At 63.6% G+C, this 14,119-nt stretch carries 18 protein-coding genes and 2 pseudogenes; 12 read left to right on the top strand and 8 right to left on the bottom strand.

Translation table 11 applies throughout. The features are described from left to right. Nucleotides 1–154: pseudogene (locus AQY21_RS29670) on the top strand (antirestriction protein ArdC); the annotation flags it as partial. Then, a pseudogene (locus AQY21_RS27665) lies at nucleotides 151–252 on the top strand (DUF2958 domain-containing protein); the annotation flags it as partial. The pseudogenes AQY21_RS29670 and AQY21_RS27665, both read left to right, overlap by 4 nt. A gap of 221 nt (nucleotides 253–473) precedes the next feature. Here AQY21_RS27665 and AQY21_RS07025 read toward each other — a convergent pair. From AQY21_RS07025 to AQY21_RS07010, 4 genes are all read right to left on the bottom strand, one after another. Then, nucleotides 474–875, bottom strand: coding sequence for a hypothetical protein (locus tag AQY21_RS07025; RefSeq protein ID WP_058097018.1), 402 nt, complete (start codon nucleotides 873–875; stop codon nucleotides 474–476). A 60-nt stretch (nucleotides 876–935) separates the two neighbouring features. Then, the gene (locus AQY21_RS07020) at nucleotides 936–1,421 is read right to left on the bottom strand and encodes a hypothetical protein (protein WP_058097016.1); all 486 of its coding nucleotides are present in this window, start codon (nucleotides 1,419–1,421) and stop codon (nucleotides 936–938) included. Nucleotides 1,422–1,482: 61 nt separating this feature from the next. Continuing rightward, nucleotides 1,483–2,097, bottom strand: coding sequence for a glutathione S-transferase C-terminal domain-containing protein (locus AQY21_RS07015; protein WP_058097015.1), 615 nt, complete (start codon nucleotides 2,095–2,097; stop codon nucleotides 1,483–1,485). Nucleotides 2,098–2,199: 102 nt separating this feature from the next. Beyond that, complete coding sequence (locus AQY21_RS07010; protein WP_058097014.1) at nucleotides 2,200–3,141, bottom strand: GlxA family transcriptional regulator; 942 nt, start codon at nucleotides 3,139–3,141, stop codon at nucleotides 2,200–2,202. 183 nt (nucleotides 3,142–3,324) lie between these two features. On the opposite strand from AQY21_RS07010, the gene AQY21_RS07005 reads away from it, so the two are divergent. The 6 genes from AQY21_RS07005 (at nucleotide 3,325) to AQY21_RS30170 (ending at nucleotide 7,713) form a co-directional block, all read left to right on the top strand. Further along, nucleotides 3,325–3,780: an SRPBCC domain-containing protein gene (locus tag AQY21_RS07005; RefSeq protein ID WP_058097013.1), complete on the top strand. Its 456-nt coding sequence runs from the start codon at nucleotides 3,325–3,327 to the stop codon at nucleotides 3,778–3,780. Between the two features lie 104 nt (nucleotides 3,781–3,884). Beyond that, complete coding sequence (locus AQY21_RS07000; RefSeq protein ID WP_058097012.1) at nucleotides 3,885–4,784, top strand: alpha/beta fold hydrolase; 900 nt, start codon at nucleotides 3,885–3,887, stop codon at nucleotides 4,782–4,784. A 97-nt stretch (nucleotides 4,785–4,881) separates the two neighbouring features. Next, a complete protein-coding gene (locus AQY21_RS06995; RefSeq protein WP_058097011.1) occupies nucleotides 4,882–6,102 on the top strand; it encodes an amidase in 1,221 nt (406 codons plus the stop codon). A 168-nt stretch (nucleotides 6,103–6,270) separates the two neighbouring features. Further along, nucleotides 6,271–6,777, top strand: coding sequence for a GNAT family N-acetyltransferase (locus AQY21_RS06990; protein ID WP_058097010.1), 507 nt, complete (start codon nucleotides 6,271–6,273; stop codon nucleotides 6,775–6,777). Between the two features lie 88 nt (nucleotides 6,778–6,865). Further along, nucleotides 6,866–7,237 (top strand): hypothetical protein, encoded by a 372-nt coding sequence (locus AQY21_RS06985; RefSeq protein WP_058097009.1) that lies wholly within the window; start codon nucleotides 6,866–6,868, stop codon nucleotides 7,235–7,237. Next, nucleotides 7,147–7,713, top strand: coding sequence for a DUF5946 family protein (locus AQY21_RS30170; RefSeq protein WP_369807750.1), 567 nt, complete (start codon nucleotides 7,147–7,149; stop codon nucleotides 7,711–7,713). The genes AQY21_RS06985 and AQY21_RS30170 overlap by 91 nt, the downstream gene beginning before the upstream one ends. Before the next feature lie 379 nt (nucleotides 7,714–8,092). On the opposite strand, the gene AQY21_RS27660 is transcribed toward AQY21_RS30170, so the two are convergent. The 4 genes from AQY21_RS27660 to AQY21_RS06965 all read right to left on the bottom strand — a co-directional run bounded on the left by AQY21_RS27660 (nucleotide 8,093) and on the right by AQY21_RS06965 (nucleotide 10,477). Beyond that, entirely contained in the window at nucleotides 8,093–8,350 is a 258-nt protein-coding gene (locus tag AQY21_RS27660) for a hypothetical protein (RefSeq protein ID WP_082658011.1), read from the bottom strand. Beyond that, nucleotides 8,347–9,021 carry a D-Ala-D-Ala carboxypeptidase family metallohydrolase gene (locus AQY21_RS06975; protein ID WP_058097007.1) on the bottom strand — a complete coding sequence of 225 codons (675 nt, stop codon included), beginning with the start codon at nucleotides 9,019–9,021 and terminating at the stop codon, nucleotides 8,347–8,349. Before AQY21_RS06975 ends, AQY21_RS27660 begins: the two co-directional genes overlap by 4 nt. 72 nt (nucleotides 9,022–9,093) lie before the next feature. Then, nucleotides 9,094–9,381: a DUF6127 family protein gene (locus AQY21_RS06970; protein ID WP_036708271.1), complete on the bottom strand. Its 288-nt coding sequence runs from the start codon at nucleotides 9,379–9,381 to the stop codon at nucleotides 9,094–9,096. 19 nt (nucleotides 9,382–9,400) lie between these two features. Then, nucleotides 9,401–10,477, bottom strand: a complete 1,077-nt coding sequence (locus tag AQY21_RS06965; protein ID WP_058097006.1) for a DUF2793 domain-containing protein — start codon at nucleotides 10,475–10,477, stop codon at nucleotides 9,401–9,403. Nucleotides 10,478–10,621: 144 nt separating this feature from the next. Here AQY21_RS06965 and AQY21_RS06960 point away from each other — a divergent pair, with 144 nt between their 5' ends. The 4 genes from AQY21_RS06960 to AQY21_RS28525 form a co-directional block, all read left to right on the top strand. Next, a complete protein-coding gene (locus AQY21_RS06960) occupies nucleotides 10,622–11,017 on the top strand; it encodes a DUF2958 domain-containing protein (protein WP_058097005.1) in 396 nt (131 codons plus the stop codon). A 123-nt stretch (nucleotides 11,018–11,140) separates the two neighbouring features. Next, nucleotides 11,141–13,291 carry a hypothetical protein gene (locus AQY21_RS06955; protein WP_058097004.1) on the top strand — a complete coding sequence of 717 codons (2,151 nt, stop codon included), beginning with the start codon at nucleotides 11,141–11,143 and terminating at the stop codon, nucleotides 13,289–13,291. Nucleotides 13,292–13,389: 98 nt separating this feature from the next. Then, nucleotides 13,390–13,866 carry a hypothetical protein gene (locus tag AQY21_RS06950; protein ID WP_012092595.1) on the top strand — a complete coding sequence of 159 codons (477 nt, stop codon included), beginning with the start codon at nucleotides 13,390–13,392 and terminating at the stop codon, nucleotides 13,864–13,866. 71 nt (nucleotides 13,867–13,937) lie between these two features. Beyond that, a partial coding sequence (locus tag AQY21_RS28525; protein WP_058097017.1) for a DUF6117 family protein occupies nucleotides 13,938–14,119 on the top strand: 182 nt, incomplete at its 3' end.

The following is a 14,119-nucleotide window of genomic DNA, read 5'->3' as shown; positions in this document are numbered from 1 at the left end:
CTCCTGGCTGGAGGTGCTGCGCGAGGACAACCGCGCCATCGTCCGCGCAGCTTCTCAGGCCAGCAAGGCGGCCGACTGGCTGCTGTCGCATCTGCCGGCCGAAGATGCCGGGGAGCCGGTTCCGGCTGCAATCGAAGGGAGGGTCGCGGCATGATCCTCCTGACCGGAACACAGCGCGACCGGCTTCTGGCCAATGGTCGCCAACGTGATGTGGATCACATCCCCGTCGTGAAATTCTTCAACCCCTTTGGCCCCTTTGACACATAAAGAAAAAGGCCCCGCGAGGGACCTGTTTTCGGGTTTGCAATGTGCAAGTGGCGGAGGGAATGGGCCTGATATCCAACCCTCTCCAGTTCTTTTGGCCACAATCACGAGCCGAGTGGCTTTCGGCGCGCGGGACTGAAGGCTCAATGCCGCGCGCCGTTCTTTTCCGCTGTGTAATCCCGCCTCTCCGCCGTTACAGTCGCCCGCAATCATGCAACTGCGTCAGCGCGGTCGCCCAAGCTGCTCCAGGCGCGGTATTCGAGCCAGGCCAGAAGGCCGACGATCAGCGCCTGCGTAAGGATCAGCGCGATTCCGAGGACATTGGGGGTGATGAAGGCGAGTAGTGCCACGCTGACAAGTGTCCACCCGACATTGCCGAGGATGACGAGCCATACAGCAAGCGCGCTGCCGGTTCCGGCGCGGCCAATCACGGCCATGCAGATGCCGATCGGGATCAGCAATACGCCGGCGTAGAACAGCACCGGTCCAGGAATGGCCGTGATTGTGCCGACCGGGCGCGCGGCAAGGACCAGCAGCAGCCCCATCGCGAGACAGGTCGCCGCATCGATGTTCAGAATGCGGACCAAGCCGCGTTTGTCATTTGTCGTCATCTGGCGTTTCTCCTCGATCCGCTTTTCGATGTTTCGATCCGTCAATCGCGTCAGCCCGCCCTAAGCTGTCTGCGCGATGACCATGGCAGTCAGCGCGACCATGCCCAGCACGGCGCGCGCGATGTGGGAATACTCCCACAGGTTCCGAAGGTGCTGCCAATCTGCTTCGCGTCCCGCATAGATGGAGAAGAAGGCGGCTCCCGGTCCCGAAATGTCCGTGTCCTGCAGCCAGACCGCATTCACCGGATGGGTGACGAGCCAGTAGACCGCGTGCCCGGCGGCCAGGCAGGCAAGGGCGGCGGCAGTCCACCAGAACCGGTCGCCGCCGATTGGCTGCAGGAACAGCAGGACCGGCAGAAGGAGAAGTGCTCCCAGCTCTCCGATCAGCCCCCCGATGGTGAAGCCGGGATAATAGATCGCCTGCACGGCGCGATAGGTCTGCTCGTCCAGCCGCAGCTTTCCCGGAAACTCCAGCGCATGGGCAAGTGCAAGGCCCATGGTCACGGCGACCAGCAGGACCGCAAGGACGGAAAGCGCCTGTGTCATGAGGGTGCTCCTTCGATCTCCCCTGGGGACTAATGATGCCTCGCCCTTGGGGCGGCCTTGATCAGGCGCATTCTGCCACGTCGGCGTGCAACGGCGACACCGCCTCGGCGGCGAGAGCGGCCTGCACCGCGGGCCTCTGTTCGACGCGGTCGACGAACGCGTCGAAAACCTTCGGCGTCGCGATCTCAAGCATCGCTGCCCAGCGAAGCATGACATAAAGGAATGCATCCGCGCCGGTGAAGCGGTCTCCGAACAGATGGTCGCCCGCCATCATTGACCCAATCCTGCGGAACCGGGACGACAGCAGATCCCGGATCCGGCTCTGCTGTTCCGCGTCCTCGATGAAGAACAGCGGGATGCAGGGCTTGTGCAGTTCGGTCGAGATGAAGCCAAGCATCTGCAGATGCCGCGTTCGCCCAAGTCGGCCCGTGGGCAGAAGGCCATCGGCCTGGCTTGCGATCCAGTCCAGGATGGCAACGTTCTCGGTCAGCAGCATGCCATCATCAAGCACCAGGGCGGGTACATAGCCGTTGGGATTGATCCGCGTGTAATCGGAACCGTCCTCGAGCGTGCGATTGAAGATGTCGACACGATGTGGCCGGAAATCGAGCTTCGCTTCGCGCAGAAGAATGTGCGTGGCCTGCGAGCAACTGGTTGGGGTGTGGTAGAAATCCATGTCCGGTCTCCTGATTGTCCCGTGGAACTTGCATCCCCACCGTCGCAGATCGGACCGGACCAGATCAGAGGCGTTTCGACCGGTTTCGGGGCAAAACAGCCATTACCTGGGAAGACTGCGGAGTCGGTTGCGCTGGCGATACTGTGCCGGGGTCACGCCGGCGCGGCGCTTGAACAGCCTGCGAAAGAAGGTCGGATCCTCGTAGCCCACGGCGGCGGATATGTCTTCGATGGCCATGTCCTCGGTCTCGAGCATCTGCTTGGCTTCCTCGATCCGGAGCGCCTGAACGTATTCGACGGGCGTATAGCCGGTGGCGGCGGAAAACCGGCGCTTGAAGCTACGTTCCGACAGGCCCGAGCGATCCACCATGACAGCCACAGGTGCCGAAGTGTCATAGTGATCGACGAGCCATTCCTGGATCCTGGATATGACGGCATCGCTGTGCTGGCGTGGCCGGGCCATCGACGCAAAGGGCAACTGGCCGTAGCCTCGGTCGCCGAGGAGAAACAGCCGCGCGATGCGGGCCGCCTCGTCCGCGCCGCAGAACCGGCCGATCAGGTAAAGCGCGAGATCCTGCCAGGACGATGCCCCGCCCGTCGTGATCAACTGCCCGCCACGCCCGCTGTTGCACAGGATGCGCTCGGGTCGGAACCGGACAGATGGATACCGGTCGCGGAACAGGTCCGCCATCGTCCAGTGCGACGCCGCCTCCGCGCCGTCCAGAAGGCCTGCCTCGGCGAGAAGCACGGCCCCGCTACATGTCGAGCAAACGAGAGATCCGTGGTCGATGTGGCGATGAACCCATGCGATCTCCGCAGGCCACCGCCCGTCGAGCACATCGTCATGGTTCAGGTGGATGTCGCAGATGATGATGACGTCGGCACAATCCCCATTCAGGCCGCCATCGGGCGTGACCAGCAACCCGGTGCTGGACCGGAATGGCCCTCGGCGATGCGCCACCAGTTTCGGGTGAATCGGGCGGGACAGTGCCTGGTCGTTTGTCCCCGTGTCACCGAGGACTTCGTGCAGGCCGAAGGCGGCCATCGTCCCGCTTTCCGGCAGGCTCAGGATAGAGACACGAAGTGGTTCGGTGGGACGCGGGCGTATCGGCATAGTCAAGTTCTGGCATAAATGCCCCGAAACTGTCGAGTCTGACACTAACCTTCGCGGCCGATTCGACCCAGTCTCGATCCACAGCAGAAGCAAGGGTCACGAAGGGACACCGATATGAGCATCGTGGAAGGCACCGTCGACCTGACGAGGGAATATGACCAGCCGGTCGCAGAAGTTTTTGCGGCCTGGTCAAGCGAAGACGCGCAGCGGACATGGGGCGATCCCGGAGATGGCTGGGAGATGAGCTTCGAGCGGTTCCGCTTCACTGTCGGCGAAACCGACAGCTGCCGCTTTGGTCTCAAGGGAGGACCGCAATACATCAACGAAAACCGCTATTTGCTGATCGAGCCGGAACAGCGCATCGTTTACGCAACGTCCCTCAAGAGCGCCGACCGGCTCACCTTCGCTGGCACACTAGCCATTACCTTCGAGACGACGGAAGACAGCACGCGGATGAGGCTGATCGAACAGGGCCTCTATTTCGATGGCCAAGATGACGTCGCCGGCCATCGATCCGGCTGGGAAGGGATGCTGGCAGCGCTCGGAAAATACCTTCGCGGCCGGCGCTGAGCCGGTGCGGCGAAGTGGGCTGCGATTGGAACAACCAGGCCAGGAAGTCCGGCGGATACGCATTGGGGCATGGGCCAATCGAAGACAAAAATTGAAGGAAGACCATGATACGGACGTCAACTGCCGCGCTTGTCGCATTGCTATGGCTGACCCCTGCAGTCGCGCAGGAACGCGCGGACATCGCCAGGAACGGCGCGGTGGACCTCGCCTATTGGAGACATGGCCCTGAGGCCGGCGTTCCGATTGTGGTCATCAACGGCCAGGGCGTCGCGACACGGCCCCACGACGATGGGCTGACTAAGGCACTCCTCGCCGAAGGTTTTCGCGTCGTGCTTTTCGACAATCGCGATTCAGGCCAAAGCACGGTATTGAGCGCGGAAGGCTCTGCCGCCTACGACCTTTCCGACATGGCTGCGGACACGATTGCGGTCCTCGACGCTGCCGGTGTCGAACGCGCGCATGTCGTGGGCCACTCGCTTGGCGGCATGATCGCCCAGGTTCTTGCCGCGGAACACCCCGACCGGGTTCTGTCGTTGATCTCGGTTTCGTCTACGTCGGGGGAGCCGGGGCTGCCTTACGGCCCGGCAATGGCGGCAATGTCCGAGCCGCCGCCTGACGCGTCCGCACCGATGGCCGATCGACTCGCGCGGTTCTACCGCATCTTCGAGGGCGAAGCCGACAGGATGCCGGATGCCGAAGTCGCTGCGAGAGTGGAGGCCGACATGGCCGTGCGGGACCCGAACGCCGCCGAGCGTCAAGTGGCGGCGGCGATGCGGACGGGTGACAGACGGGCATTGCTGGGCTCAATCGAACTGCCGGCGCTCGTTCTTCATGGCGGCGATGATCCATGGTTTCCGCTGGTTCATCCGGAAAGCACGGCGGCAGCCCTGGGAGGCGCCCCGATCGAAGTGATCGACGGAATGGGCCACATTCTTGCCGACGCGGCGGCGCCAGACGTTGCGGCCCGGATTGCAGGTTTCGTGGGGAGCCTGCCCACACCATGAGTTACAGGAACAGTAATCCCACAGATGTCCACCATCGATAAAGCAGGGCGGGGACCGCGAAGGCAAATCGACACCCTCCACACAAGGACCAACTTCAATGTATTACGATAGCATCAAGGATCTGAGCACGCGCATCAGTTCGCGGGAGGTGTCGCCGATTGATGCGGTCGAAGCATGTTTGCGACGGATCGCCACGCTGAACCCGAAATTGAACGCCTTCATCACGGTGATGGACGATGACGCACGCGAGCAGGCAAGGCAGGCGGAAGCGGAAATCAAGGCGGGTCACTGTCGCGGACCGCTCCACGGTATCCCTGTGGCTGTGAAGGATTTTTACGATACGGCCGGCGTCAGAACTACCGCCGGGTTCGAGCACTTCAAGGACCGCATGCCGGAGGCCGATGCGCAAGCCGTCGATAGACTGAAACGGTCCGGCGCAATAATTGTCGGGAAGACCAACATGGATTCCCTCGGGATGGCGACCACAGGACTTACAAGCTGTTTTGGTCCAGTGCGAAACCCGTGGAACGAAGCCTATGTTCCCGGTGGTTCGTCTGCTGGCTCTGCAGTCGCTGTGGCTGCCGGGCTTTGTTATGCGACGATTGATACCGATGCCGTCGGTTCGACGCGCCTGCCAGCGGCATGTTGTGGTGTAATAGGTTTCAAGGGCGGCTTTGATCTGATCAGTACGAAAGGCATCTTGGGCGACGAGCCTGTCGATGACTTTATCCGCTGGATGGCGCATGCAGGGATCACGACTCGCAGCGCTGCCGATACCGCGTTGATGTTGAATGTGCTGTCTGAGCGCGAGGGCAATATTTCTCTCGCCGATCTTGAAGATCCAGCCACCAGCCTGAGACTTGGTATTGGAAACAATTTCAAATCCGACGGGGAAATCAGACATGCCTTCGACCAGGCGGTGAACATCCTCCGGGGCGTTGGATACGGGTTGGGTGAAGCTGCGGTGCCGGTCTGGAATCCCCAAGCCGGCTTGGACACTATTGAAGCAGATCGGGTCAATGTCACTCGCGATGCGTTTGCCGATGCCGATATAATCCTGCTTCCAACTCTGACCTCGTGCGTTCCGTCAATCGAGGCAGCGGCAAATAAACCGGATCAGGGTGTTGCGCCGGAGAACACGGCCTTTGCCAATTACTATGCCTTGCCTGCTGTTACCGTCAGCTGCGGCTTCGACAGCAAAGGCATGCCGATTGGCCTGCAAATTGTCGGAAAACCCGGCGGTGAGCAAAACATCCTGCAAGTTGCGCGCCATTACGAAATAACTGCCAGCTTCGGCTCAAGCCATCCTATACCGTAAGCTTCTGGATATGCAGAGACCGTGCGGATCTTCTTCGGTAGCAACGACGAGTCGACGATGAGGTGACCAGAAATGGTTCAGACCCATGTCGACGCTGCGAGGTTGGCAAGGAAGGGCGGCGCTGGTAGGTCACACAACTGTTCATCCGTGGAAAGGATAGATAGACACATGTCGATTGCGGGCCTCATGCCTACGGACCGCTTCATGGTCCGGCAGTTTACCGAGCATGACCGTAAAGCGTTCATCGCCTGCCACATGGATCCAGAGTTCTCGCGATTTCATCTGGAGAGCGAACGCGGTGCGGCGCATGCGTCGTCGGTTTTCGATCTTTTCCTTGCCTGGCAGCAGGAAGACCCCCGGCTGAATCACCAACTCGCAGTCGCGCCCCGCGACGATCCGAAAACATACCTCGGCAATGTCGGTGTTCGAATGGGAGGGTTGGCGCCGGGTCAGGCCGAACTTGGAATTGAGTTGATTCCGTCTTGCTGGGGCAACGGAGCGGCGACCGAGATCATGGCAGCGATCCTTCCCTGGGCTACCCGGCGGTTCGGTCTGACAACGTTCATCGCCGAGACGGCGATCGAGAATGCCGCGGCAGAGCAGCTCGCGCGAAAGACGGGTCTGCGTCAGGTCAGCATGGGTGAAAAGCGCATGTGGCGGTCGGATCGAGGCTAAATCGATGCGACGAAGGAGATGGTCTTGCTCAGTTTCGAAGGTCGCCAGATACCGCTGTTCGGGATTTTTCTAAAGAATAGGACGCACCATGATTGCGTATTGGATTGCGGCGGCCGGCCTTCTGGTCTTGATATTGATCCATCTGACGGTGGGCGAGAAGGAAGTCGTGAGACCGCTGCTCGCTTCGCGTGAGTTCAAGGACGACACCAAGTACGTGCTCTTCTTGTGCTGGCATCTTGTGACTTTGGTCATGGCTTGGGCTGCGGCAGGCTACGTCGCTGCAGCGATGTCAAATGAATGGAGGGATTTCGCTCTGGCGGGAACGATCCTGATAGCCCTGCTCGCACTGTGGAGCTTCACCGTCGTGATATGGAAGCGGCAACGACACCGCGATATGCCGCAGTGGATTGCTTTTGCCGCCGTGGCGCTGCTGGGATTGGCGGGGCACGTTACGACGTGAGTGGCCCGCATAACAGAGAATGTCCGCTTTGTGGCGCGTCAGATGTTGGTGGGCTCGATGGATGTCGGGAGCTATTCGGTGCTCTGGCCGAGAAGGAGTTCTCCGATGCTTCCTACTTCGCTTTTCATCGGCTGACAGTTGACGCCTACTGCTTGCAGCACCCGGAAATCTACATGATCTCTTCCAAATCGGCCGCTGCCCATCTGGCTGCGATGTGCTGGTCAATGGAGCAAGGATTGACCCGTAACCTGCATCCCCGGCTCAAGGCTTTTGTCGATGGTCCCAGGAAGTTCGCTCGAGTCGAGCCGCCCAAGCCCCTACACAGGGGAGGATTCAGGATTTCCGATATGGTGCTTGCCGACACCCTCGACGAGTACGAAGCGCACGCCTGGACGTGGGCGCGCTCTGCCTGGGGCGCCTGGAAGGATCACTGGGGGTTAGCTCGGCAGTGGGTCTCTGAGGCATGTGGCATTTAGGAGGACTGCCGCAAGCCATATCGGCGCCTTCTTTCGATCATCTGTTATTACCGGGCGTACTGAGCGCGACTGCACAACTTGGTTCGTAAGCTGTCATGATGCGAGTTCTCTAAGTCCAGGCGGCAGGGATCGATCAGATGGCGGGCATAGCGCGGAGTGGGAAAGTTGTGTTTGATCGGGCATTCGTCACCCGAGAGTGGTTGAAACCGGGCATTATGCGCGGTTGCATGCTTGAGCCTGATCGCGCATGACGCCGTAGTCGCTCAGCAACTCGGCGGTGGCGGACCCGTCCGGCAGCAACCCAAGTTCCTCGGCCGCCCGCGCCTGAAACTCACGGTTGTACCCGACTACGGGCGGGCAGACGGTGGCAGTGCCTGTATCAGAACTGACCGTCACGCAGGCGCTCAGCAAGCTCGTCGCGATCGTGAGGACGGCGAGCCGCCGCTTCCAGCATCCGGCGTTGGACATCATTGGCTTTCTCCGTGGTGACTAGGCGTTCGGCGAGACGTCCCGATCGTTCGCCGAATCGGCGCAGGGCCAGCAGGAACAGAAGGATTGCGAGGGCGGTGACGGCGAAGCGGAGCGCTGTGCGCGCCCATACCGAGCCGGCGAGCGTGGCGAGGAGCCCGGAGATCATCGCCGCCCCCGGCGCCAATCATCGAGGCGGGCGTAGATCGTGACTGCGATGCCCCCGAGCGCGACGGCGATGAACAGCCAGCGCAACGTGTCGAGATACGGCACGAGCGGCAGGATGGCGGTCTGGGTCTCGGCCAAGACGCTCTGCGCGACCTCCACCCCTGCGGCGCCCAGCGTCGCCACACCAGCCGCCCCTCCACCCTTCATGGTGCGGCTGTCGGCCAGCACTTCGCGGGCGGGCGGCGTTTCGGCTGCAAATGCCGTCGCCCGTACCGGGAACCGCTCGCCCCACTGCCGTGCGGGCCCGAGGTCGACATGAATGAAGCCCGAGCGCGGGTAGAAGCCGAAGCCGAGGAACCCGACCTCCCGCGCCGCCGCCTCGAAGGCCACCGGGTCGTGGTTCGCCATGGCAATGTCGAAGGCGGCGCCGTCGAGGTGCTTGGAGCGGGTCGCGCCGCCGACGGTGCGGTTGTGCTCGGGGCTTCGATAGGCGGAGCGGACGATCAGCGGCTTTCCCAGCCGGTCGCGCAGCGCCTGCAGCCTGTCGAGCGCGGGTTCGTTGAGCAGCAGCTTGCCGGTGCCCCGACATGCGATCTCGGCGGGGGAGAAGTTGGGCCAGCGCCAGGCGCTTTCCCGCACGTCTCGCCAATGGCGGTGGAAGGTCGTGGTCATGGGGTCCTCCAAAACAAAAAACCTGCCTCAAGGGCGGGTGCGGTTGGACTGATGAATGGTGATGGAGCGCGGCTACGGGCTGCCGCCGAAGATCTTCAGCTTGATCGCGATGCCCGCGAGCAGCGCCAGCATGACGCCGGTGGTGATCATGCGGACGGCGGTCTGCATCGCGGTGCGGCGCACGAGCCGGATGCAGTCGACAAGCGAGCGCAGATCGCGGATGTCGAGTGCGGCCTCGTCGCCGTCGAGCCCGACATCGGCGAGCGCGCGCTTGGCGCCTTCCTCGGCCGCCCGGGTCAGGATCGCCTCGAACTCGGCATCGGGCATGCGCACGAAGCCCTCGGATCGGGGTGGGTTCATCGGATCCTCCTTCCGCCGCTCAGCCGACCTTGCAGCCCCAGAAGGACGTGTGGTCGGCGGCGAAGTAGCCGTCCGCGACCCGGAAATATCCCTGCAGCTCCACGGTATCGCCCGCGGTGAGCGGCACCATGGTCTGAAGCCAGATCGCGGTGGCGAGCGAGACATGGGTGGCGGAGATTTCGCCGAGGGAGCCGCGGATTTCCGTCGTGCCGTTCAGCACGAGCCGCCCGCGCATCCTCGCCGTAGCGCTGGCGTTGATCTTGTAGAGCAGCGTCGCGCCGAAGAGGTAGGTGCCGTCCACCGGGGCCACGAAGTGGTTGTTCGCGGCGTCGAACGCGCCCTGATCGTTGTAGTCGGTGTTGTTGAGGCCGATCTTCGTCCAGGTCCCCACGCCCACGTAGTTGTCGTAGTTCGTCCAGGCCTTGAACCGCGGCAGCCGGGGCTGGTCGACGATGCCGGTGGCGTTGTCGACGCTCAGCCCGTCGAAGAAGGTGCTGCCGTCGGCGGAGACCGCGAGGCGGAACCTGTCCGACCCGAAGAGGCCGACGAGGGCCTTGGTCACGAAGCCGGTCTGCAGCGTCAGGCCGAGATCGTCGCCCGACGCCTCCTTGTTCATCGTGTAGAACAGATCGCCGGTCCCACCCTCGGCCACGGTCTTCGCCGTCCAGAGCGCGGCGTTCAGCTTGGCCGAGAACGGGTTCGACGCATCCGCCGTGGTTCCAAGTCCGAGCAGCGCCATGTTCTGCAGCGCGACTGGTGTGGTCCCGATCCAGCCCGCGCCATTGTAGACGAGCAGCAGGCCCTCGTCCTCGACCCACGCGCGCCAGCCAACGCGCGGCGGAAGTCGCAGCCAGGCGCCGTCGGTCCAGAGCGCGACGTTTAGGTCCCAGCCCGCCCAGTCGCCCGTCGCGCCCGAGGCGACCATGTAGCGGTCGCCGTCGGAAGGAGAACCGGGCGGCGCTGTCAGATCGCGGTCGAGCACGGAGAGTTGCACGAGCCCGTCGAGCAGCCGGAGCGCCTCGTTGTGGGTGACGTGCTTCTGGGCCTGCGCCGCCAGGATGTAGGGCAGCAGGAGATGGGTCGTGGCGTCGGACATGGAATGGCCTTCAGAACAGGAGCGTTACGGTCTTGGGCACCGCCGTTGACAGGCCAGCAAGGCGGCCGACTGGCTGCTGTCGCATCTGCCGGCCGAAGATGCCGGGGAGCCGGTTCCGGCTGCAATCGAAGGGAGGGTCGCGGCATGATCCTCCTGACCGGAACACAGCGCGACCGGCTTCTGGCCAATGGTCGCCAACGTGATGTGGATCACATCCCCGTCGTGAAATTCTTCAACCCCTTTGGCGCGGGTGTCTGGCTCGCCACCGAGCTGGATCAGGGCGGCGACATCATGTTCGGCCTGGCCGATATCGGCTACCCCGAACTTTGCTCGTGGAGCATGGAAGAGCTGCGCGAGGTCCGATTGCCCTTCGGCATGGGGATCGAGCGGGATCTGCTCTTCGCCGGGGATGTCCCGATCTCGGTCTGGGCGGAGGCTGCGCGCGAGACCGGCAGCATCCGTGCGGCCGAACGTGTTCTCTACCGCGCCGGTGCGGCATTCACCCGCACATCCGTAGATACGGAAAGCCGGGAGTCCTGATTTCCGGCTGTCGGCTTTGTGGCCTGGCGTCGCGCTCTTCAGAGGAAGAGGGCGGCGCTTTGCTTCGTGACGGGTTGGAGGTCGAGAGAGAGGCTCCCGGCCGCCCGTCGCGGAGAAATCACCATGGCCAAAGCTGCCAGGAAGAAGCCCGTCGCCCCGATGATCGTCTTTTCACGGGCGCGCGACATTCCGTTCAACCGGATCAGGCTGTCGGACAGCAATGTTCGCGAGACTGACGTCGAGGCGGGTCTGGACGAACTTACCCATGACATCGACCGGCGCGAGGATCTCGTGCAGGGCCTCAACGTTCGCGCCATCCTCGACGAGGACGGCAACGAGACCGGCGATTTCGAGACACCGGCCGGCGGCCGCCGCTACAGGTCCATCGCGCGCCTCGTCGAGGCCGGTCGCTTCCCGGCCGACGGCCTCGTCCCCTGCATCGTCAAGAAGGCCGATGCCAAGACCTCGGCCGTCGACGACTCGCTGGCCGAGAACCTGCTGCGCCTCGCCCTGCATCCACTCGACCAGTTCAAGGCGTTCAAGCGGATGTTCGACATGGGCATGTCAAAGGAGGAGATCGCCGACGCCTGGCGGACCACGCCGCGCTACATCATGCAGCGCCTTCGCCTCGCCACCGTCGCGCCGGCGCTGCACGACGCCTATGCGCGCAACGAGATGACGCTGGCGATGCTGGAAGCCTTCACCGTCAATCCCGACCACGAGCGCCAGCAGCAGGTCTGGGAGCGGATCAGCACGTCGTGGCAGAAAGAGCCCTGGCACATCCGCAGCCTGCTGACCGAGACCACGGTTCCGGCTGCCGACAAGCGCGCCCGCTTCATCGGCATCGACGCCTATGAGGCGGCGGGCGGCCCGGTGCTGCGCGATCTCTTCTCCGACGAGAACGGCGGTTGGTTGCAGGACGTCACGCTGCTCGACCGCCTGGTTGACGAGAAGCTGCGCGCCGTCGCCGACGAGACCGCCGGTCAGGGCTGGAAGTGGATCGACGCGGCGGTCGAGCTTCCCTACGGCTACTCCAACGGCCTGCGCAGGCTGGTCGGTGTGACCCAGGAGCTGACCGACGAGGAGCGCACCGCCCGCGAGGCGCTGCGCGACGAGTATGACGAACTCGAAGCGCAGTATGCAGAAGCCGACGACCTGCCCGATGAGATCGACCAGCGGCTCGGGGAGATCGAAGCCGAGTTGGAAGGCTTCGAGAACCGGCCCGTCACCTTCGCGCCGGAAGACATCGCCCGTGCCGGTGTTTTCGTCAGCATCGACCGCGATGGCGAGTTGATCGTCAGTCCCGGTTATGTCCGCCCCGAGGACGAGCAGCCCGAGACCGTCGATGGTGAGGATGCGGGCGAAGGTGCCGACCCGTCCGATCCTGATACCGTGCAGCGCGCGGCTATCACCGTCGGCGGCGAGCCGGTCCCGGACGGCGATGAAGAGGAGGACGATGCCGTCAAGCCGCTGCCCGAGCGGCTGGTGACCGACCTGACCGCCTGGCGGACGCTGGCGTTGCGCAATGCGCTTGCCGAGAATCCGCGCGTCGCCATGACGGCGCTGCTGCACAAGCTGGTTCTCGATACTTTCGAGCGCACCGCCACCTCGGGAACCAGCCTCTATGCCGCCGTGCGTCACATCTATCTTCCCACGGATGCGACCGGGCTCGCTGACAGCGCCGCCGCGAAGATGATCGACGAGCGCGCGGACGCCTGGCGGGGCGACATCCCCGCTGGCGATGACGACCGGCTCTGGGACTGGATCGACGGTCTCGACGATGCCAGCCGCCTGGCGCTGCTCGCCCATTGCGTCAGTTTCGGGGTCAACGCGCTTTACGAGCGGCCCAACCCCTATTCGGGGAATGGCATCTCGCAGCACGGTCTCGACCGCCGCATGGCCGAGGCCGAACGGCTGGCACAGGCCACCGGCCTCGATCTCGTCGAAGCGGGCTGGAGGCCCACGGTCGAGAACTACCTGGGTCGCGTGACCAAGACCCGCATCATCGAGGCGGTGCGCGAGGGCGCCGGCGATCGCGCGGCCGATCTCATCGCGCATCTCAAGAAGGGCGATATGGCGAAGGAGGCCGAACGGCTCCTGGCCGATACCGGCTGGCTGCCGGAGCCGCTGCGCCCCGCCATCGAGGCGCAGGCCGTGGATGGCGCGACCGATCAGGACGAGGACAGCGTGGCGCTGCCCGACTTCCTCGCCGGTGGCCATGAGGACACGGCCGAGGCCGCCGACGATCCGGAGGCCCTCGTCGCCGCCGAGTGACGCGCAGCAGCGGGGCGGCCTCCGCCGCCCCGCATTCCATCCCTTCCATCTGAAGGCCCGGCATCTCGCCGGGCCGCTTTCGTTTCAGGAGCAAGATCATGTCCGCTTCCCTCATTTTCGACATTGCGCCTCTCGGCTCGCTCGTGGCCTATAGCGACGGCCAGCCGAAACCGCCCGCACGTTTCACCAAGAAGCTCGCCGCGTGGAAATCCCGCAACGGGGCCGGTCGCCTCGTGCGCAAGGAACCGGGCCGCGAGCGCCCGACCTACACGACGCCGCCGTCCTTCACCCTGCATGAGGGTGATTTCGGCGAAGGCGGCATCATCCTCATCACCATCATGCGCAGCTACGGCATCGACAGCGATCTGAGCTTCCGGGTTGTCGAACGCCCGAAGATCGGTCAGGTCCGTGTTGTGCAGGATGTCGGAGAGAACGTCGAATTGCTGCACCTCGCGGAGAACCACGAGGCGGCCGAACTCTGGCTAGCCAGGAACGGCTACAGCCGCGCGCGCCTCGAGGAGATCACCGCCGACGAGGCAGGCGCCGATGCCGTCGAGGGTCGAGCTGCCGCGTGACCATCGCCGATCCCGTTCATCCGGCCCGCTTGTCCCGTGACGGCGGGCCTTCTTCGTTTCAGGAGAACACAATGGCCATTCCCGATCCCGTTCGAACGAACTTCGACACTCTGCTTCGTGCTGCCGATGACGGCAATCTCGCCCTTATGGAATGCCTCGACGCCGCGACCCGTGAGACACGCTATGTCCTGTGCGCGGTCGGCCGCGACGGGGGTGATTACGTCTTCACGCCGTTCGGCCATCTCGCAAGCGG

It is taken from the genome of Paracoccus sp. MKU1 (genome assembly GCF_001447385.1).
GTDB lineage: Bacteria > Pseudomonadota > Alphaproteobacteria > Rhodobacterales > Rhodobacteraceae > Paracoccus.
Note: the sequence above shows the minus strand (reverse complement) of the source record. Positions and strands in the feature narration are given on the sequence as shown.